Below are 19,045 nucleotides of genomic sequence, written 5' to 3'. Positions count from 1 at the left end.
CACCACCAGTGGCGGCGGGACTCCAACCCCATTGCGCGCAAAGGTAGCTTGTGGCCGGTATGACCAAGGCACTGGCGGCAAAAAGCGTCAGCAGCTGTGAGCGCACTCGCGTTTTACTCATGAGCAGGAGACCGATCGGGGTGGCCGTGGGTTGCCATACCTACGTAGCCCTGGCCCTGAAGGATCGTTTCCAGGGTGATGCCCGCTTCGTCCACGAGGTACTCGTAGCCCGCTTCTTGGAACTCACGGTTCGGATCCAGCTGCAGGTATCGCATCATCCGTTGTTCCCGGTCCGCGGCGCGCAGCATCTTGAGGTGGTAGAGGTTCAGGTCGGACATGAGGAAGCTGTCCGTCCCCAGGAACTGGGCCGGATACCACTCGCCATGCCACTGAGCCGGGTCGAACTGATGATCCGGACCGATGTTCTGGAAGATGGATATCTTCCGTTTGCGGCCCCAGATACCGTCGCTGCGGTACTGATCCGGCCGGTCCCATAATTCCCGAAGCGGCTGGCTGATACCGATAGCCCCAGCAACGTCTGCTTCCTCGGTCAGACGCTGCCACTCTTTCCAGAGACGGGCGTCAGGCCGTTCATCGGCATCGTAGGCGACGAACCAGGTGGCACCCAACGCCTGGCCAGCGGATACCAGGAGCTCTCGGTTGCGCGGCTCGTTCCACTCCGTTTTTTCTTCGGGGTTGATGCGGATGATTTCCGTGATGCAGTCACTGGATGCCAATATTTCCAGCGACTCATCAGTGCTCCCGTCGTCCAGGACAATCACGTCGTCGACATGCCGACCAATCGCGTCGATCCACCCAGGCAGATAGCGCGCGTCGTTGTAGACCGGTAACAGCGCGACGACTTTCTCTGACGTCGCCCCTCTCACGAGGCCGGCCCGCTGAGTGGTGTCCGGAGCGCTGCAGCGCTCTCGATCGCAACGAGAACGGTATGATCCGTGGTGCTCACTCGATGCGGCTCATGGGCTGCAATGTGGATGAGCTGGCCGGATTCCGCCGTCAATGCTCCCTCTGTTGTTTCCACGGTGCATCGGCCACTCAAGACCAGCAGTATTTCGTCGCTATCCTGCGAATGCCATGCACCTTGCAGAATTCCCTCTCCGCTGTGCAGGACGATGTGTTCGTTGAGCAGGGCAAGATGGGCATTTGTCCACGACGGGGGTGCGGTCGGTTCCTTGTGATTCAAGCTCTCTTCGATGTCGTGCAGAACTGCCATTTGTTCTCCGGTTCTATGGCGTAGGTGAATGGATATGTGCGTGACGTGGACGAATAACCAGGGGCAGCATTGCGGCCGCTAGCGCGGCCGCAACGAGGAAGACACCGCTGCTGCCCGGACGGGGCGTGAACGCGAGGACGGACGCAGGGATGAACGCGCCGCCTGCTGCCCCGCACGCCACCAGCAGGCCAACAGCCTTTTTGGCGTCCTGAACCTCTACGCGTGCTAGCGCGATGCCAAGAACCAGCGAGTACATCGGTCCAAGGCATATGACGGCTATCCCTGTCATGATCAGCGCTGCCGCCGGGTGGGAGTGCCTCAGGAAACCTGCCGCGGCGAGACACAACGCAGCGGCTGAACAAGCGAAGATCAGGACAGTCGACGAGGTCACCCTGGTCTTGAGAATGAACCAGGTGGAGTAGCGGCCCATGGCCATCAGCACCCAGAAGACCGAAGTCCCGGCTGCGGCGGCAGTAGCGTCAAGGGCAAGAGCCTCCGCGGGGATGACGGCGGACCATCCTGCAAATATCGTTTCAATGCCCACGTACAGGAAGAGCGCCGCGGACACGGGCGCCAGCAGGAAGAACAGCCTGCCCTTGCCCGATCCAGGAGATTGGGGTGGAAGTGCGGCATCAGCGCGCTCGCCGACGGACCTCCGCGTCACAAGGAGCAGGGCCACCGTGGCGGCGTGACTGAGCGCCACGGCCATCAGCAAGGGAGCCGCGTTCTGGCCTAGAAGACCCGCCGCGACGAGGAGCGGGCCGAGGGCCGCCACCACGGCCACGGTTCCCGTCAGAGCGGACAACAGGCCTGCCGTCTGCTCCTCGGCCAGGGTCCGCGCCAGAATGCTGCCACTGGCTTCACATAAACCGAAGCCCAGTCCCGCGGCCAGAGCTCCGGTAGCGAAGGCTGGACCGCCCGGGGCAAGGGTCAAGGCGAGGAGGGCCGCGGCTTGCAGCACAGAGCCAGCCGAGAGGATGGCGACGACCGTCAAGGACCGCAGCAAAAGCGTCGACAGGAGTACCCCGGTCATCAGCCCGAAAAATAGCGCCGGTATGGCACCGAGGTATTCCTGCATTGGGCTGTTGGCGTTGTGGGCGGTCAAGGGAATAATCGCCGGAATGATCGAGGCGGTGCCGCCCATCCCGGCAAATGCAGTGAACAGCCCTGCTTTCTGCAACTTGGCCGGCCAATCGGTTGCACCCTTTTGCGCCGATGTCTGAGGAGCCCGAAACGCAGTCGGGGAACCATCGCGCTTGTCTACTGACATGAACGTGTTGATCCTTCCCCGAGGCGCAGGCGCGCGAGCGGCGTCGTTGTGGGTGCCAAGACTGGTCAGGCCCTCGAATTGGCGGCCGGGATGGCGGCCAGCAGTTCACGGGTGTAGGCGGCTTGCGGGGATTGGAAAATTTCGGCGGGAACGCCGCTCTCCACGATTCGGCCGCGCTGCATCACGTGGACCGAGTGGGAAATCATTCGTACTACAGCCAGATCATGGCTGATGAAAAGGTAGCTCAGCCCCAACTCGCGCTGAAGCTCGGCCAGCAGTTCCAAGGTTTGTGCCTGGACGAGAACATCCAGCGCGGATACTGCTTCATCCAGCACAACGAGGTCGGGCGAAAGCGACAGCGCGCGGGCGATGGCTACGCGTTGGCGCTGGCCTCCGGAAAGCTCATGCGGCAGCCGGTCTGCCACCGACGTCGGCAACGACACCTGGTCCAGCAAATCGATGCATTTTTTGTACCGTTCCGTCTTCGAACCTATCCGGTGGACACGGAGAGGTTCGGTGATGGATTCAGCAATCGTGTACCGGGGGTCGAGGGATGCGTACGGGTTTTGAAACACGGGTTGGACTCGCCGTCGGAATGCGAACAGTTCGCGTCGGCTCAAGGAAGAAACCTCGGCGCCGTCAAAGACGATCTCTCCCGATGTGACCTCGTCCAAACCCAGCATCAGGTTGGCGGTCGTAGATTTGCCGGAACCGGACTCCCCGACGATGGATACCGTTTGGCCGCGGGGAATGTTGAAGCTGATATCGTCCACCGCCGTGAAGGCAGTGCCACCGCTTCCGCCCGGGCCACGGATGGTGAAGACCTTGCTCAGATTGCGTACTTCGACAATGTTCTCAGCCGCCGTCTCCTCCGGTGCGGGCGCGGCTGCGGCCTCCGAGGAGGTGGCCGTGAGAATCGATCCAGAGGTCAGGCTAGGCGCTGCAGTGAGGAGGCGTTGGGTGTAGTCATGCTGGGCCTGGTTCATGATCTGAGCCGTCTTGCCGGCTTCGACGATTTCCCCCTGCCGCATCACCACAATGGAATCCGCACGTTCTGCGGCTAGCGCCAAGTCATGGGTAATCAGCAGCACCGCCGTGCCCATCTGCTCGGTGAGCTCTTCAAGCTGGTCGAGGATGCGCCTCTGGACGGTCACATCCAGGGCAGAGGTAGGCTCATCGGCGATGAGCAGGCTGGGACGGCAGGCAAGACCCATGGCAATGAGCGCCCTCTGCCGCATCCCGCCGGAAAACTCGTGGGGATACTGGCTCAGCCGACGCTCAGGCTCGGGAATCCCGACCATTTCGAGCAGCTCGACAACCTGCGCACGACCACGCTTGGCAACGGTTCGTCCGTGGACCTCTAATGCCTCCGCTATTTGATCACCAATACGCATGAGCGGATTGAGATTGGACATAGGATCCTGCGGCACGAAGCCGATCTTGGCGCCGCGGATTGACATCATTTCACGGTCCGAGGCCTCTGCAAGGTTGTACCCATCAAGGAAAACGTCACCGCCGACGATTCGTCCATTGGCGGGAAGAAGCCTGTTGACGGCTGCGGCGGTTGTCGACTTTCCCGACCCTGATTCGCCCACCAACGCCACTGTTTGTCCCGGGAAGACATCCAAGGAGAAATCGTGAACCACAGTGAGTGCACGCGCACCGGAGCCGAAGGCAATCGACAGATTCTGTATCGAGAGCAAGGGGGAGGGGGGAGTCATGGCGTTGGCCTCTCTCTGGGCAGTGCGACGGGAAAGACGGGTGGCTGGATCTCGTGATGTCATAGGCTGCTGCGTCCTAATTGGTCTCCGGCCAGGTTGAGGAACTCAGCCCATAGCTCCTCTGTTGGGACCGGTTGTCCGTTCACCAGCAGACGGTTACTGGCCAATGCCAGAGCAATGCCTCGGTTCGGCACGAATCCGACGGCGCAGCCGACATGGCCGGGGTGACCGAGGACAGTCATCGTTTCGTTGGCGACCTTCAACCTGTAGCGCCTGAACCCGAGAGCCTGACCGGGGTCAGGTCCGTTGGCGAAAAACTTCTCGGCGACTTCCGGGCGCCAGAGGGAGTCATGCTCTCGGTAGGCGGCCAGTGCCGAGGCGAACTGCAGAAGGTCCGGAATCGTCGAAAACAGACCGGCGTGCCCGGCCACACCCTCGAAGACGTGGTAGGCGTTTCCATCCGCGACTTGGCCGTGGACGGGTTGACGGCGCCAGCGGGGAAAAGCATTGCTGTCGAAGGGCACCGGATACGGGTTCTGGCTATCGATCATCGCCGCTTCGATCCTGTCGTCGCGGGCGCTTGTGGCCACGTTGCTGCCGGCCGGGCTCGCGAAACGGGTTGAGCGGAGGCCAAGTGGCCCAGTCACCAATTCCGCGGTCGCTGCGGCAACGCCCAGACCTGTCGCGGCGCTGATTACTCTGCCCAGGAGCATGAAGCCGAGATCGGAGTATCGGCGCGCGGTGCCGGGTGCGCAGACAAGCGGAAGGGATTCGACCAGGCGGTGGGCCTCGTCAATATCTTGGCTCGCAATGTAGAGCGGGTACCATTCTTTGAGGCCCCCGCGGTGCAGCAGCAGGTCCCGCAGCGTGACTTTTTCCCGGCCCGCACCGCGGAAGCCGGGCAGGTATCTGTTCACTGCCGCGTCAAGGTCCACGAGCCCGTCGGAGACGAGGCGCAGCAGGCAGGCAGTCGTACCCACCACTTTGGTTACGGAGGCCATGTCGTGGTGTGTTTCCGGCGTCAACCGATCGATGCCTCGCCGCCGGCCGTCCCGCCAGTGAACCGTGCGATAGCCCGCGCTCGCGACAGTCGAGAGACCAGGAGCGCGGATGCCCAGGGTGATGCCTGGGGGCGGTTCCAGAGCCGAGGATGCAGGCGAAGGCCCGGTGACCATACCTCGGGCCGCGGCTTCCAGCCCGGTCATGGGACCACTTCCGCCAGTGCGGCCAACAGGCCGGTGGGCAGTTCCGGGGCGGCTCCGGAACCCACGCTCGTGCGGGTGCCGGGTATGCCCACCAAGGATTTCGCCAGCCGCTGCACAGGTTCGCCGAATTCCTGGCTCCGGCTCGGGCCCTCCATCCCGCGCAGCCAGCCATGGCTGGCGTAGAAGTCCATGGACGGTGTATTAGCAGTGAAAACCCACAGGCTTGCCGATTCGGCTCCGCGGGTTCTCAAAGCGGATTCCGCGGCGGTAAGGAGGCGGGATCCGATTCCACTTCCTTGGGCCGACGGGGCCACATAGAGGGACCAGATGATGCCATGACCGGAATCGGGAAGGCCATACCTGACGACGCCGGCCACAGTTCCCGTTTCGGCCCCGGCAGCCACGATGACCTCATCGTCCACCTTCTCGGCAGAAAGTGCCCGCATCCACAGGGCGCGTGCGCGCTCTGCCGTCATGCTCTGTATCAGCTGGGCGGGAAGAACCTGCACATAGCTGAGCCGCCAGCAGGCAAGGAAGACCTCGACAACCTGGTCGCAGTCGGCGCTGGAGGCGCCCCGCAGTGCTGGTGGCTTGGTCACGTCTTCATCCCCGGCTAAGCGTCAGGGCGCGGGGAGCCGACTGGATGGGTGTTGGAAGGGAGAGCGGTCCGCTTCCGGGTGTGATGCTGCCGAGAATGCGGGGTTCCCGGGCCCCGGTTCCAGCCGGGAGGGTGCCGGGCAGCCCATGGGCCGTACACCATCCGATCAAGGCGAAAGCAATCGCTTCCTTATCATCGGCCGGGGCCCCGTAGTCATCGGATTGCTTGATGACTACTCCGGGCAGGGCACGACGGAGCCCGTCCATCAGAAAACTGTTTCTGCAGCCCCCGCCCGAAGCCACCAGGAGGTCGATGCCATGAGCACGAACGTCTCGGGCCACCGACTGGATTGTTAATTCCGTGAGGGTGGCTACCAGGTCTGCATCGTCAGGGCGGGATCCCGCAGCTTTGAGCGTTTCTTCAACATAAGGAAGGTGAAAGTGTTCTTTTCCGGTGGATTTGGGCGCCGGCAAGTAGAAGTACGGGTCGCTCAGGAAAACATCAAGCAGGTCATGATCAACCTTGCCGGTAGAAGCGATCCGGCCGTCTACGTCATATCCATCGGGGCCAAGCTGCCGGCCGACAATGACAGCGTCGATGAGGGCATTGGCCGGCCCGATGTCGTAGGCGAACAACGTTGACGTCGGCGAAACGACCGTCATGTTTGCGATGCCACCGAGGTTGAGGGCAGCCGCAGTGCCAGGATGTCCGGCCAGGAGCAGGGCGTCGAGATATGAAACCAAGGGAGCCCCGTGGCCACCAGCGGCGATATCCCGGACACGGACGTCCGATAGCACCGGTGTCCCGGTCGCTTCTGCTATCCAGGCAGGCTGTCCAATCTGAACGGTTCCCCGGGCCAAGCCTCCCTCTACCCAGTGGTAGACGGTCTGGCCGTGAGAAACAACAAGGTCAACGGAACCTCCGTCGCGGACTGCCTGCAACGCCACCTGCGCAAAGTGCTGGCCGACCAGTGTGTCCAGTTCGCACATTTCCGCGAACGTGGTGGCCGCAGGAGGCAAAGCGGCTACTAGCCGCGCCCTGAGGGCCGGGTCATATGGCGTGCTGGCGGAGTGCAAAACACGCCCGCTCAGATGGCCGCCATTTTCGTCGAATTCCACAACGGCGACGTCGACGCCGTCATGGGAGGTTCCGGATATCATCCCGAGAATTCTCATGATTGCTCTCCTAGGGCAGCCCGGAGCAGGCCGCCGTTCTGCGTGAGTAGGGCCGCAGCGTCCTCCGGTTCGAGCTCCAGTCGAAGGGCGACGACGGCCTGTTTGACGGAATATTCATTGGCGGTCAGGGCTTCGACGGCGGCCTCCCGAGGGGCACTGGTGATGGACTGCACCATCCGAACGGCGCGTTCGCGCAGTTTGGTGTTCGTGGCTTTCACATCGACCATGAAGTTGCCGTAGACCTTGCCCATCTGGACCATCACGATGGTTGAAAACATGTTGAGCACTAGCTTTTGGGCGGTTCCGGCCTTGAGCCGTGTCGAGCCGGCGATCACTTCGGGGCCGACGATGATCTCGATGCGGTGCTCCGCGGCGGCTGCCAGGGGAGTCCCGGTATTGCAGGTGAGGGCGACCGTCAGAGCGCCTCTGGCACGTGCGCGTTTGAGGGCGGCGACGACGAAGGGCGTCCGGCCGCTGGCTGCGATGCCGATCACCGTGTCCAGCGCACCGATCCCCGCTGTGGCCATTGCCGCCGCGCCTGCATCGACGTCGTCCTCGGCCCCCTCGCAGGCGCCTACGAGGGCGTTGGCGCCTCCAGCCATGACCGCAAAAATCTGGTCGGGCGACGTTCCGAAAGTAGGCGGACACTCCGAGGCATCGAGGACCCCGATGCGCCCCGGGGTTCCCGCACCGACGTAGATCATGCGTCCGCCCGCCTTCATCAGAGCCGCGGCGGCTTCGATTGCGGGTGTTATCTGCGGCAGGGCCAGTTTTACTGCTGCTGGGACAGCAGAATCGGCGCTGTTCATTGTCTGGGCAAGTTCACCGACGGACATCTCATCGATGGAGGCAAAACGGGGGTCGGCCGTTTCCGTTGCGAGCTCCGTCAGCCTTGCAAAGTCAGCAGGAGTGGGAGTCATTTTCTGCCTCGGTTTCGGGGGTCGAATCCATCGCGAAGTCCGTCTCCCAGCAGGTTCAGGCCGACAACGAGAAGAACGACGATGATGCCGGGGGCGATCATGGTCCATGGCGCCACATAGACCAGCGTGCGGGCCTCAAAAATCATTGACCCGAGCGAGGGGGCTGGCGGCGGCGTGCCCAGGCCCAAGAAGCTGAGCGAGGCCTCGGTCAGGACTGCCCAGGACAGGGAAAGGGCTATTTGAATGATGATGATTGAGGTGATGTTCGGCAGAACGTGGCGAAACATGATCCCCACGCGGTGCTGTCCGGTGCTGATGGCGGCTCGTACATAGTCGATTTCCCGCAGTGACAGGACGGGACCGCGCGTGACCCGGATGAAAATCGGCACGTAGACCACCGCGATGGCTACGGCGATAGTGAACCAAGTGCGCTCGAAAACCGAGGCCAGGGCGAGCGCAAGGAGCAGGGGCGGAAAAGCGAAGAGTACGTTTGTTATTCCCCCGATGAGACCGTCGGCGAATCCTCGGTAGAACCCGGCTATCAGTCCGCCCAAGGTACCGATTACCGCGGCGAAGGCAACAGCGACCACGGCGATGAGAGCCGAATTGGCCACGCCCGCGGCGACCCGGGAGAACACGTCCCGGCCGAACTGATCGGTCCCGAACCAATGGTCCGCTGACGGAGCCAGGAGCCTGGAAGATGCGTCTTGCGCAATCGGGTCATAGGGCAGCGCCTTGCTCACCGACAGGACCGAGAGGACAGCGAGCAGGCAGATGATGATCAGCCCGACCATGCCGGTGGGACTTTTCATCAGCGCGGGGACGCGGCGCTGGCTACCGGTGGGAGTCGGGGCGTTTTCCGTGGTCATGGGGACATCGGTCATGAGGCACGCACCCTCGGGTCGATGACCCGGTAGAGGACGTCGGTGAGTAGGTTGACCAGGACAAATGTAAGGGCGATAACAAGGACTGTGCTTTGCACGAGTGCGTACTCTTTCTGCTGTATCCCGAGCAGTACCTGACGGCCGATTCCCGGAATTGAGAAGATCTGCTCGACGACGACCGCGCCGCCCAGGAGGTAGCCGAACTGGAGCCCGGTCATCGTGACAATCGGCACGAGGGCGTTGCGCAGCACGTGCCTGGCCTGAAGTCGCCGTTCCGGCACCCCCTTGGCCCGCGCGGTTCGGATGAAGTCGTGTGATCGGATCTCCAGGACCGCGGTACGCGTCGTCCGGATGATCGGCGCAGCTATCCCAAATCCAAGGACCAGCGAAGGAAGGAGCATTTGCTGGAGGTTAAGCAGTGGGTTTTCCATGAAGGTAACGAATCCGCGACCGTTGGGATTGAACCCCAGCGACGCCGCGAAAACGGAGAGAAGCGTCGTCGCCAACAGGAACGCCGGGATTGAGAGCCCGGCCAGGCTGACCAACTGCGCCAGCCCATCGCGTGGCGAATCGGGCCTGGAAGCAGCCAGCATGCCCAGCGGCACACCGATCAGGAGTGCCAGGATGATGGCGAAGACGGCGAGCTCAAAAGTCACCGGAAGGGAACGAAGTGTTAAATCCAAGACGCTTTGCTGGGCTCGGGCGGAGAAACCGAGGTTTCCGGTCAGCAGGTTCCCCAGCCAGGAGAAGAACTGGATGACGAGCGGTTGGTCCAAGCCGTAGTAGCGTTCCAAGGCGGCCTGCTGGGCAGGAGTCAGGGCGGCGGCTTCTGTCCCGAGGCCGGCAGTGATCTGATCTCCGGGTATGGCACGGAGCATGATGAAGACGAAGATGGCCACTCCCAGAAGCGTTCCCATCGCGGCGGCGACGCGGCGCAGGAGACGGTTGCGGGTAAGGGTCTGCAGCATAAGCCTGGTTTTCTAGATTGGAGTGGGCCCCGCCGGAACGGGGCCCACTCTGGGTGGCTAGTTGATGGTTGTGGTTCGCAGGTACTGGAGTGAGCCGTTTGCCATGGGAATGAACCCCTCGACAGAAGAACTCGTCGCCGTGTAGGTGTAGCTCGTGAACAGCCACACCCAAGCGGCGTTGTTCTCAAGTTCTTGGGAGACCTTGGCGTAAATGTCCTTGCGTTCCTGCGCGTCCGAAGTCGCCTTGCCGGCAGCAAAGAGCTCGTCGAGCGTCGGAGAGCTGTAACCCGCCACCGCGTTAAGGTTTCCGGTGCTGGTGAAATAGCGCCCGTACATGCCGTCCGGGTCCGGCCTGCCGCCATTGAGCGCCACCGCCGCATCAAAATCGCCCTTCATCCACCGGTCAACAAATGCACCGGACTCCAGGACATCAATGTCGAGGGTGATATTGGCTTCGGCGAGCTGGGCCTTGAGGTTCTGTGCCTCGTCGACGGACGTGGCGTACTCGCCCTGGGACACGATGGTGGACAGCGTCACACCCTCGGTTTTGCCTGCCTTCTTCAAGTAGTCGGAGGCTTTTGCGAGGTCCTTCTGCGGACACGGGCGGTCGTTCGGGTCGGACTTGTACGCCGGCGAGGTGATCGGGCCCGTTGTTTCGCCTTCGCCGAGGGCAGCGGTGTCGAGCACTTCCTGACGATCGACAGCGCACTGGATAGCCAAGCGGACGTTCACGTCCGCGAGGACGTCACGGCCGGCGTTGAGCTGCAGTGCGTGGTAACTGAGCTGAGGCGTCTCGGCGATGGTGGTGTTCGGGCCCTCCGCAGTCTTGGCGACCAAGGGGCTGTTGAAAACCGCGAAATTGACGTTCCCGGACTGCATGGCCGAAACAATCGACGATTCGTCGGGGATCACCCGCAGCTCGACACTGTCGAGTTTAGCCTTCTCGCCCCAGTACGACTCGTTTCTGGCCAAGGTGAGCGACTGGCTGGGCAGACGATCCTTCAAGGTGAACGGCCCGGACCCGTTGGGAGTGGTGTTGAGCGACTGCTCGTCGTCGTCGGAAGAAAGGATAGCCATGTTGATGACCGCCAGATTGGCGGGCAGCGCCGCGTCCGGAGAAGTCAGGTTGAAGACAACGGTGGTGGCATCCGGTGCCTCGATCGATTTGACGGATGCCAGCGAGGCCCGGGCCACGGCTCCAGTCGCTTCCTCATTGATCTTGTCCAGCGAGTACTTGACGTCCTTTGAATCGAGGGCGCTGCCATCGCTGAAAGTGACTCCTTCGCGGAGCTTGAAAGTGACCGTCAGTCCATCCTCAGACGCCTCCCATGACTCGGCGAGGCCAGGAACAACAGCCAGGTCCTGATCGAACTCCGTCAAGGTTCCATAGATGTTCTGCAGGACGGAGACGGCTTGGAACTGAGTGGCAGTCCACGGCAGCAGCGTATCTGGGTCAGTGGTGACACCGATGACGAGGTTGCCGCCGGTACTGGCGGACGCCTGCGGCTGTGCTGCAGGTGCGGAACAGCCAGAGATGGTCAGGGTTGCAGTGGCAGCTAGCGCGAACGCCGAGAGCGTGCCACGGATGAATCGGGAACCGCTTTGCATGGTGGGGTCTCCTCAGTGACATGTGATGCATCCTGCATGCCGCGCTGGGCCACCGCAGGTCCCCAGCGGGCGTCGGTCGCCGCGGGTGGTCATTAACCTACCTTCATGGCCCAATCCATGTAAAGATATTCCCTAAATTGATTTTTCCGGCCTGTCTGCCCATTTCTGGGGTGCTTCGGAACGACAAAGCAATGAGGGAGCTGATAGTGAAGAACGTGTCGGAAGCACCGGAATCTGAAGCAGTACTGATCAGGATTAGGGCTGCCATCCCTGCACTGCGACCGTCCGAAAGGCGGATTGCCCAAGTGTTTGTCGACGACCCGGCGAAGGGTGCAACTCTCTCGGTTGCTGACCTTGCGGAACTCTGCAAGACCTCGACCACATCAGTGGTGCGCTTCTACAAACGGATGGGATATGCGCACTACAAGGACCTTTTGATGGATCTCGCCAGAGAGGTCATGCGTCAGGAGATCGTCACCTCCAGCCTGCCCCCGGTATCCGGCGACATAGGGCGCGACGATTCATTGGACGACATCGTGGCAAAGGTCGCGACCAATGAAACTCTTTCCATTGCCGATACCGCCAGGGCCCTCGATACGAAAGCTTTGGGCGAAGCAGTCGGGCTGCTTTCCCGGGCCCGACGGATTGACACTTTCGGCATGGGCGCGAGTTCGTTCGTGGGTCTCGACCTTCAGCAGAAACTGTCACGGATCAGTCGAACGGTCCTCAATTGGGCCGACTCGCATTCGGCTTGGACTGCCGCAGCGACTCTTGACGGCTCATGCGTGGCTATCGCCATCTCCCATTCCGGCGCCACTCGAGATACAGCGGAATTTCTCACTGTGGCCAGAGAATCCGGCGCAGCGACCATTGCCATTACGAATTTCCAGGATTCTGCCGTGGCGTCGGCAGCGGATGTTGTTCTGACAACTGCCGCCAGGGAAACACGATTCCGGTCAGGTGCACTGGGCAGCCGCATCGCTCAACTGATGGTCGTGGATTGCCTTTTCACCGGCGTCGCTCAGGCCTCCTACGACGCCTCGGTAGAGGCGCTGCGCAACACCTATCGTGCGGTGCATGAGCGCAGTCAAAACGGTGACGCATGATCGACGTCGATCTTTTGGCGCCCGTGCCGGCCAGCTCTCGCTCCCTGGACCGTCTTGCGCTGGCTCACGACGCGTCCCACTACCTGCTGGTGCCGGAGCTGACTGCAGTTCCCCGGAATGCCGACGACGTCGCGCGGTTGTTCAGAATCAGCGGTGAAAAGGGCATTCCGCTCACCTTCCGGTCTGGCGGGACAAGCCTCAGCGGGCAGGCACTATCCAGTGGCATCTTGGCCGATACGCGAAGCGGCTTCAGACGGATCGAAATACTCGACGGCGGTCTTCGAGTAAAGCTTCAGCCCGGGGCGACATTGCGCAGCGTCAACGCCCGGCTGGCCCCTTACGGGCGTAGGCTCGGGCCGGATCCCGCCAGTGAAATCGCCTGCACGATCGGGGGGATTGTGGCCAATAACTCCAGCGGCATGTCGTGCGGCACGGAAAACAACACCTACCGCACACTCGAGTCGCTGGTGATCGTCTTGCCCAGTGGGACCGTCGTCGACACCGGTGCCGCCGACGCGGATGAGCGGCTGCGCCAGACCGAGTCCAATTTATGGTCCGGACTGGCCCGGCTCCGGGACCGGGTTCGGGCCGACAGCAGTTCCGTGGCAACGATCCGCCGGCAGTTCGCCATGAAGAACACCATGGGCTACGGGGTCAACTCTTTTCTGGACTTTGACCGTCCCGTAGACATCCTCGCCCACTTGATTGTCGGCAGCGAAGGCACCCTGGCCTTCATCGCGGAAGCAACGTATAGAACCGTCCCACTGCTGCCCGCTGCAGCGACGGGCTTGGCCGTATTCCCCTCACTGAGCAGCGCGGCTGCGGCGCTGCCGGCTTTGGTTGGTACAGGCTTGGCCGCCATCGAGTTGATGGATGCTACATCGCTGCGCGTGGCGCAGACACTGCCGCACCCTATCCGGGAGCTCGCTGCCCTGGACGTGGACCATCATGCCGCCTACCTGATCGAATTCAGCGGTGCCACGGCCGAGGATCTCGCGCTGCAGCGGTCTCGCAGCGAAGACCTCCTTGCCTCCCTTGATCTGGCCCTGCCATTGACCTTGACGCAAGAGGCAGAGGAACGGGCCAGGCTCTGGAGCGTCCGCAAGGGGCTGTACACGGCCGTTGCCGGCGCCCGGCCATCCGGGACTACCGCACTTCTGGAGGACATTGTGGTCCCTGTGCCGGAGCTTGTTGGCACCTGTGCAGAATTGGTGGATCTCTTCGATCAATACGCCTACGAAGAGAGTGTGATCTTCGGCCACGCCAAGGACGGGAACATCCACTTCATGCTCAATGAACGATTCGAGGATTCCTCGAATCTCGCAAGATACAGGTCATTTACGGAAGACGTGGTGGACCTGGTTCTGGGCAGAGGCGGCTCGCTGAAGGCGGAACACGGCACCGGCCGGATCATGGCGCCGTTCGTCCGCCAACAATACGGCGCGGAACTCTACGACGTCATGCGCGAGGTCAAGATGCTCTGTGATCCCCAGGGGATGCTCAATCCCGGTGTGGTGCTGTCCGGCGACCCGGAATCCTACCTGCGCGACCTCAAACTCAGCCCCACCGTCGAGTCGGAGGTCGATCGCTGCGTCGAGTGCGGGTATTGCGAGCCGTCCTGCCCGTCGAAGGACCTAACGCTCACCCCGCGCCAGCGCATCGTCCTGCGGCGGGAGATTCAGAAGGCCGATGCCGCGGGCGACATCAAGCTCCGCGAGGAATTGCGTGCTGATTTCGGGTACGAAGGTATCGACACCTGTGCTGTTGACGGCATGTGCCAAGCTGCCTGTCCCGTCAACATCAATACCGGAGACCTCGTGCGGCGGTTACGCGCAGAAAATGCCGGTGCCGTCGAAAGTTCGCTGTGGTCAGCCGCCGCTCGCAACTGGGACGGCTTTACCAGGCTGGGTGGGGCCGCCTTATCCCTTGCGGCCAAGGCGCCGAAAGCGGCGGCTGCCGTTACCCGCGTCGGGCGTGCTGTGCTTGGCGCAGACACCGTGCCGCTCTATCAGGCGGACTTGCCGACGGGCGGCTCTCCGAGGTTCCCCCTGCCAGCCCAGACGCCGGTAGGTGTCTATTTTCCTGCCTGCATTAGGACGCTTTTCGGCGCGGCAGATGCCTCCAGCGGGGTTTCATCAGCCTTCCTCGAGCTATGCCGACGCGCTGACGTTTCCATCACGATCCCGGAGGGGATCGCCGCACTGTGCTGCGGTACGCCGTGGAAATCCAAGGGATACACTACCGGTCACCGGCACACCTCGAACAACGTTTTGCCGGTGCTGTGGGAGGCATCCCAGCAGGGCGAACTGCCGATCATTTGCGACGCTTCCTCATGCACGGAAGGCCTCGAAACGCTGCGCGAGTCGGCGGCAAGTACGTCAAAGTACGCGCCGCTGCGTTTCGTGGACGCCATTGAGTTCGTTCACGAGGTGGTGCTGGACCGCCTTATAGTGTCGACGCCCCTGGCATCAATTGCGCTGCATCCGACGTGCTCGTCGAACCATCTTGGGATCAACGCGGTGATGACGGCTCTCGCCGAGCGCATCGCGGCGGAAGTGTACACACCGGCAGATTGGTCCTGCTGCGCTTTCGCAGGAGACCGCGGACTGCTGCATCCCGAACTCACCGCAGCAGCAACGCAATGGGAGGCAGCAGAAGTCACCCAGCGGGAATTCACTGCCTACGCCTCTTCGAACAGGACGTGTGAACTGGGGATGTCCAGAGCAACTGGAAAGGACTACGTGCACCTCCTTGAGCTTCTGGAACGGGCAACAAGAGACGTTGAACCCGGCCCCGCGCCGACTCCCGAACTTTCCCAGGGATGACCTGCCCGAGCGACGCCCTGTCAAGGCAAGCCCACACAATACCAACTGCATAGGAGGAAAATGGAAGTCATCATCGTCGACGCTGCCGCCGACGTCGGACGGATGGCAGCTCGCATCATCGCGTCAACTGTCTCTACCAAATCGGCTGCAGTGCTTGGGTTTGCCACCGGATCCTCACCTGCCGGAATTTACTCGGAACTGGCGGCCATGGTCCGGGATGGCGCCCTCGACTTATCCAGCACAACGGGCTTTGCTCTCGATGAATACGTCGGCATCCCAGCCGGCCATCCCGCAAGCTACGCCGCGTTCGTCCAGCGGGACATAGTTGGTCCGCTGAAGATGAGGACGGGGAGCGTCAGGGTGCCCGACGGAAACAGCGCCGATCACGACCGAGGATGCCTTGAGTTCGAAAACAAGATCTCCCGCGCCGGGGGGATCGACATTCAGATTCTGGGCATCGGGGCGAACGGCCACATCGGCTTCAACGAACCAACGTCGTCGTTGAAATCCCGGACCAGGATCAAGACGCTGACGCAACAGACGCGCACAGACAACGCACGTTTCTTCAACAGCCAGAACGAAGTGCCCACACACTGCATCACCCAAGGTTTGGGAACCATCCTTGAGGCTAAGCATCTGCTCCTCGTGGCGCAAGGGGAGCAGAAGGCGCAGGCTATAGCAGCTGCGGTAGAAGGACCGGTCTCAAGCAGGTGCCCGGCCTCTGTTTTGCAGTTTCATAATCGGGCCACTGTCATCATTGACGGGGCTGCCGCGGGCCTGCTTGAACTCACCGACTACTACCGTCATGCATTTCGGAGCAAACCCTAGGCGGGCGCTGAGCAGAAGTTCAAGACGAACAGAGGCGAGCGATCCCACTGCACGGTACCGCGGGGCAGATCCGCGCCCAGGGTTGGCGGCGCTTCCACACAACGGCAACCTCGATGTGAGGGGCCTGTCCGACGCGTCCCTCGGCTTCGGCCAGCGACGGCCGACGACCTGAATGACTGTTGACCCCACCTGGGGATAGATGGGGTCAACAGTTGCTTTGCGGAAGGCTTGACTATGGAGACCAAGCCACCCGCGGGAGGGCCTCAGCTTGTGTGGAGGGTCCCGTCGATCCTGCGGGGCAGCGACCACGGGTTGTCGTCCGTGAGAGCCGGCGGCAAGAACTCGGCCGGGACGTTCTGGTAGCTGACCGGCCGCTGGAAGCGGTAGATAGCCAGCGAGCCGACAGACGTTGTTCGACTGTCCGAGGTAGCAGGGAACGGGCCGCCATGGACCATGGTGTGGTTGACCTCCACCCCGGTTGGCCAGCCGTTAAAGAGGATTCGCCCAACCTTGCGTTCCAACACTGGCAGGATGTCGCGGACCGCTGTGCCGTCGGCTGGTGCCGAGTGAATGGTGGCGGTCAGTTGGCCGTGGAGCCCCTCAAGCGCTTCGCGTAGATCAGCGGCATCGGCGTACTCGACCAGGAGCGCTGCCGAGCCGAAGACTTCTTCCTGGAGTTCAGGCTTCTGCATGAAGTGACGCACCGTGGTCCGGAAGAGCGCCGGGGCGGGAGCGTTGAAAGTGCCGCCGGGGAGGCCGGCAGCCAACGCTTCCACTCCGGGGTGATCCAGGGCAGCGATCCCCTGCTGGTAGGAGGTGGCGATTGCGGGGGACAGCATGGTTTGGCCGTGCGCTCCGGTGACAGCTGCGCTCGCGCGTTCCAGGAACCGCTGCGATTCCTTTGGAACAAAGACGAGGCCGGGGTTGGTGCAGAATTGGCCCGCCCCCAATGTCAGCGACCCGACGAACCCGTCCGCGAGGGACTCGGGATCTGCCTGCATCGCCTCCGGGAGGATAACCACCGGATTGATGCTCGACATCTCGGCGTAGACGGGGATGGGCTCCGGCCGGGCCGCCGCTGTGCGCATCAGGTCGGTGCCAGCCGCTTGGGAACCGGTGAAACCGATGGCTTTGACGGCGGGATGGGCTGCCAATTCCTGCCCGATGGTGCTGCCTGAGCCGAAAAGGAGGGAGAAGGTTCCGGCAGGCAGCCCGGAGTCTGCGACAGCCTGGGTCACGGCCTGACCGACGAGTTCGGCCGTACCGGGGTGGGCATTGTGCGCCTTGACTATCACGGGGCAGCCAGCCGCCAGGGCCGAGGCGGTATCGCCGCCGGCGGTGGAGAATGCCAGCGGAAAATTGCTGGCACCGAAGACGGCCACGGGCCCCAAGGGGATCTGGCGCTGGCGGATGTCTGGCGCCGCTGCGGGAAGCCGGTCCGGTTGTGCGCGGTCGATCCGGACCTCTTGGTGGGCGCCCAGTCGGAGTTCGGCTGCGAACATCCGTAGCTGGCCCGTGGTGCGGCCGTGCTCGCCCTGCAGTCGGGCCACAGGAAGCCCGGTCTCCTGATGTGCACGCTGGACGACTTCATCTTTGATGCTGTCCAGGTTGTCGGCAATGGCTTCAAGGAACGCGGCGCGCTGGTCAGGGGTGGTCGTTCGGTAAGTGTCGAATGCCTCCGCTGCCTGTTTCGCCGCGGCGTCTACGTCCGCCGGGCCGACGAAGGTGAATTCGGGGTCGAGGGATTCCCCGGTGGCCGGGTTGATGGCCTTGGTGCGGCCGTGGAGACCGACGGTGGGCTCGCTGGCAATGATTGATCGTCCAGTGATGGGCATGTTGCCTCTTTCAGTCGTGAGGGAATGGTCGCTGATGTCGATCCGGCTCAGGCAGCCAACCAGCCGCCGTCGACGTTCAGGAGCTGGCCGGTCACATAGCGGGACGCATCCGAGAGCAGGAAGACCGCCATTCCGCCGAGGTCGGCTGGGGTTCCCAGTCGGTCCATCGGAATGCGACCCATGATCCGTTCACGCTGTCCCGGCTGGCTGAACAGGTCTTCGGTCAGTTGGGTGTGGAAGTAACCGGGTCCGATGACGTTCGAGCGGATGCCAAAGCGGGACCACTCCGTTGACAGGATGCGTGCGATGCCGACCATGGCTGTTTTCGAGGCCACGTACGGCGCAATCCGGGGCAACGCGATGGTGCTGTTCAGCGAGCCGATGAACACATGGGAACCCGGCCGGGACTCGGCCTGCTGGCGCTTGGCGATGGCAGTGCTGAGGAAAAAAGGAGCTTCAGCATTCATCGTCTGGACGAAGCGCCAGTCCTCGGGCGTGACATCAACGGCGTCCTTGCGGCGCTGGACACCGGCGGCGTGGACAACACCGTCGATCGGGCCGCGTTCGCTGATGGCATCTACTAATGCGGGAATCGACTCAAGGTCCGACAAATCGGCGGGGTGGGCATAGCATTCCGGACTCCCGGCACGCCGCGCAAGATCGGCAGTCTCTTCAAGCTGGTCGGACGAGCGGGCAATCAGCGTGACGCGGGCGCCAGCCAGCGCAGCGGACAGAGCCATCCCCTGGCCGAGCCCGCGGCCCGCACCCGTGACGACGATGTGGCGGCCTGACAGGCCGAAATCGGATGGCTTGCAGGCAAGGTATTCCGGGAACGTGGGGTCGGCGGCGACCGAAGTCATGAATTGCT

At 62.5% G+C, this 19,045-nt stretch carries 16 protein-coding genes; 3 read left to right on the top strand and 13 right to left on the bottom strand.

Annotated features, from left to right (window positions below; translation table 11 throughout):
- Nucleotides 1-113 precede the first annotated feature (113 nt).
- The 11 genes from ACMX2H_RS01275 to ACMX2H_RS01225 all read right to left on the bottom strand — a co-directional run bounded on the left by ACMX2H_RS01275 (nt 114) and on the right by ACMX2H_RS01225 (nt 11,583).
- Complete coding sequence (locus ACMX2H_RS01275; RefSeq protein ID WP_414958598.1) at nt 114-887, bottom strand: glycosyltransferase family A protein; 774 nt, start codon at nt 885-887, stop codon at nt 114-116.
- Nucleotides 884-1,234, bottom strand: coding sequence for a cupin domain-containing protein (locus ACMX2H_RS01270; RefSeq protein WP_414958597.1), 351 nt, complete (start codon nt 1,232-1,234; stop codon nt 884-886). Before ACMX2H_RS01270 ends, ACMX2H_RS01275 begins: the two co-directional genes overlap by 4 nt.
- A gap of 13 nt (nt 1,235-1,247) precedes the next feature.
- The gene (locus ACMX2H_RS01265) at nt 1,248-2,504 is read right to left on the bottom strand and encodes an MFS transporter (RefSeq protein ID WP_414958596.1); all 1,257 of its coding nucleotides are present in this window, start codon (nt 2,502-2,504) and stop codon (nt 1,248-1,250) included.
- 65 nt (nt 2,505-2,569) lie between these two features.
- Nucleotides 2,570-4,225 (bottom strand): ABC transporter ATP-binding protein, encoded by a 1,656-nt coding sequence (locus ACMX2H_RS01260; RefSeq protein ID WP_414958595.1) that lies wholly within the window; start codon nt 4,223-4,225, stop codon nt 2,570-2,572.
- 59 nt (nt 4,226-4,284) lie between these two features.
- Complete coding sequence (locus ACMX2H_RS01255; protein WP_414958740.1) at nt 4,285-5,400, bottom strand: serine hydrolase domain-containing protein; 1,116 nt, start codon at nt 5,398-5,400, stop codon at nt 4,285-4,287.
- 26 nt (nt 5,401-5,426) lie between these two features.
- Complete coding sequence (locus ACMX2H_RS01250) at nt 5,427-6,029, bottom strand: GNAT family N-acetyltransferase (RefSeq protein ID WP_414958594.1); 603 nt, start codon at nt 6,027-6,029, stop codon at nt 5,427-5,429.
- A gap of 4 nt (nt 6,030-6,033) precedes the next feature.
- Entirely contained in the window at nt 6,034-7,188 is a 1,155-nt protein-coding gene (locus tag ACMX2H_RS01245) for an anhydro-N-acetylmuramic acid kinase (RefSeq protein ID WP_414958739.1), read from the bottom strand.
- An 11-nt stretch (nt 7,189-7,199) separates the two neighbouring features.
- The gene (gene murQ / locus ACMX2H_RS01240) at nt 7,200-8,123 is read right to left on the bottom strand and encodes an N-acetylmuramic acid 6-phosphate etherase (RefSeq protein ID WP_414958593.1); all 924 of its coding nucleotides are present in this window, start codon (nt 8,121-8,123) and stop codon (nt 7,200-7,202) included.
- Entirely contained in the window at nt 8,120-9,007 is an 888-nt protein-coding gene (locus ACMX2H_RS01235) for an ABC transporter permease (RefSeq protein ID WP_414958592.1), read from the bottom strand. The genes murQ and ACMX2H_RS01235 overlap by 4 nt, the downstream gene beginning before the upstream one ends.
- Complete coding sequence (locus ACMX2H_RS01230) at nt 9,004-9,975, bottom strand: ABC transporter permease (RefSeq protein ID WP_414958591.1); 972 nt, start codon at nt 9,973-9,975, stop codon at nt 9,004-9,006. Before ACMX2H_RS01230 ends, ACMX2H_RS01235 begins: the two co-directional genes overlap by 4 nt.
- A gap of 57 nt (nt 9,976-10,032) precedes the next feature.
- A complete protein-coding gene (locus ACMX2H_RS01225) occupies nt 10,033-11,583 on the bottom strand; it encodes an ABC transporter substrate-binding protein (RefSeq protein WP_414958590.1) in 1,551 nt (516 codons plus the stop codon).
- A gap of 206 nt (nt 11,584-11,789) precedes the next feature.
- Here ACMX2H_RS01225 and ACMX2H_RS01220 point away from each other — a divergent pair, with 206 nt between their 5' ends.
- From ACMX2H_RS01220 to nagB, 3 genes are read left to right on the top strand one after another with little or no spacing between them, the layout of a single operon-like run.
- Nucleotides 11,790-12,689, top strand: a complete 900-nt coding sequence (locus ACMX2H_RS01220) for a MurR/RpiR family transcriptional regulator (RefSeq protein ID WP_414958589.1) — start codon at nt 11,790-11,792, stop codon at nt 12,687-12,689.
- Nucleotides 12,686-15,514 (top strand): FAD-binding and (Fe-S)-binding domain-containing protein, encoded by a 2,829-nt coding sequence (locus ACMX2H_RS01215; protein ID WP_414958588.1) that lies wholly within the window; start codon nt 12,686-12,688, stop codon nt 15,512-15,514. Before ACMX2H_RS01220 ends, ACMX2H_RS01215 begins: the two co-directional genes overlap by 4 nt.
- A 60-nt stretch (nt 15,515-15,574) precedes the next feature.
- Nucleotides 15,575-16,342 carry a glucosamine-6-phosphate deaminase gene (gene nagB / locus ACMX2H_RS01210; protein ID WP_414958587.1) on the top strand — a complete coding sequence of 256 codons (768 nt, stop codon included), beginning with the start codon at nt 15,575-15,577 and terminating at the stop codon, nt 16,340-16,342.
- 263 nt (nt 16,343-16,605) lie between these two features.
- On the opposite strand, the gene ACMX2H_RS01205 is transcribed toward nagB, so the two are convergent.
- Nucleotides 16,606-18,177, bottom strand: a complete 1,572-nt coding sequence (locus ACMX2H_RS01205) for an aldehyde dehydrogenase (NADP(+)) (RefSeq protein ID WP_414958586.1) — start codon at nt 18,175-18,177, stop codon at nt 16,606-16,608.
- 47 nt (nt 18,178-18,224) lie between these two features.
- Nucleotides 18,225-19,037, bottom strand: coding sequence for an SDR family NAD(P)-dependent oxidoreductase (locus ACMX2H_RS01200; protein ID WP_414958585.1), 813 nt, complete (start codon nt 19,035-19,037; stop codon nt 18,225-18,227).
- Between the last annotated feature and the right edge of the window lie 8 nt (nt 19,038-19,045).

It is taken from the genome of Arthrobacter sulfonylureivorans (genome assembly GCF_047607445.1).
Taxonomy (GTDB): domain Bacteria; phylum Actinomycetota; class Actinomycetes; order Actinomycetales; family Micrococcaceae; genus Crystallibacter; species Crystallibacter sulfonylureivorans_A.
The sequence above is the reverse complement of the archived record's forward strand: the minus strand, read 5'-3'. Positions and strand labels throughout refer to the sequence as shown.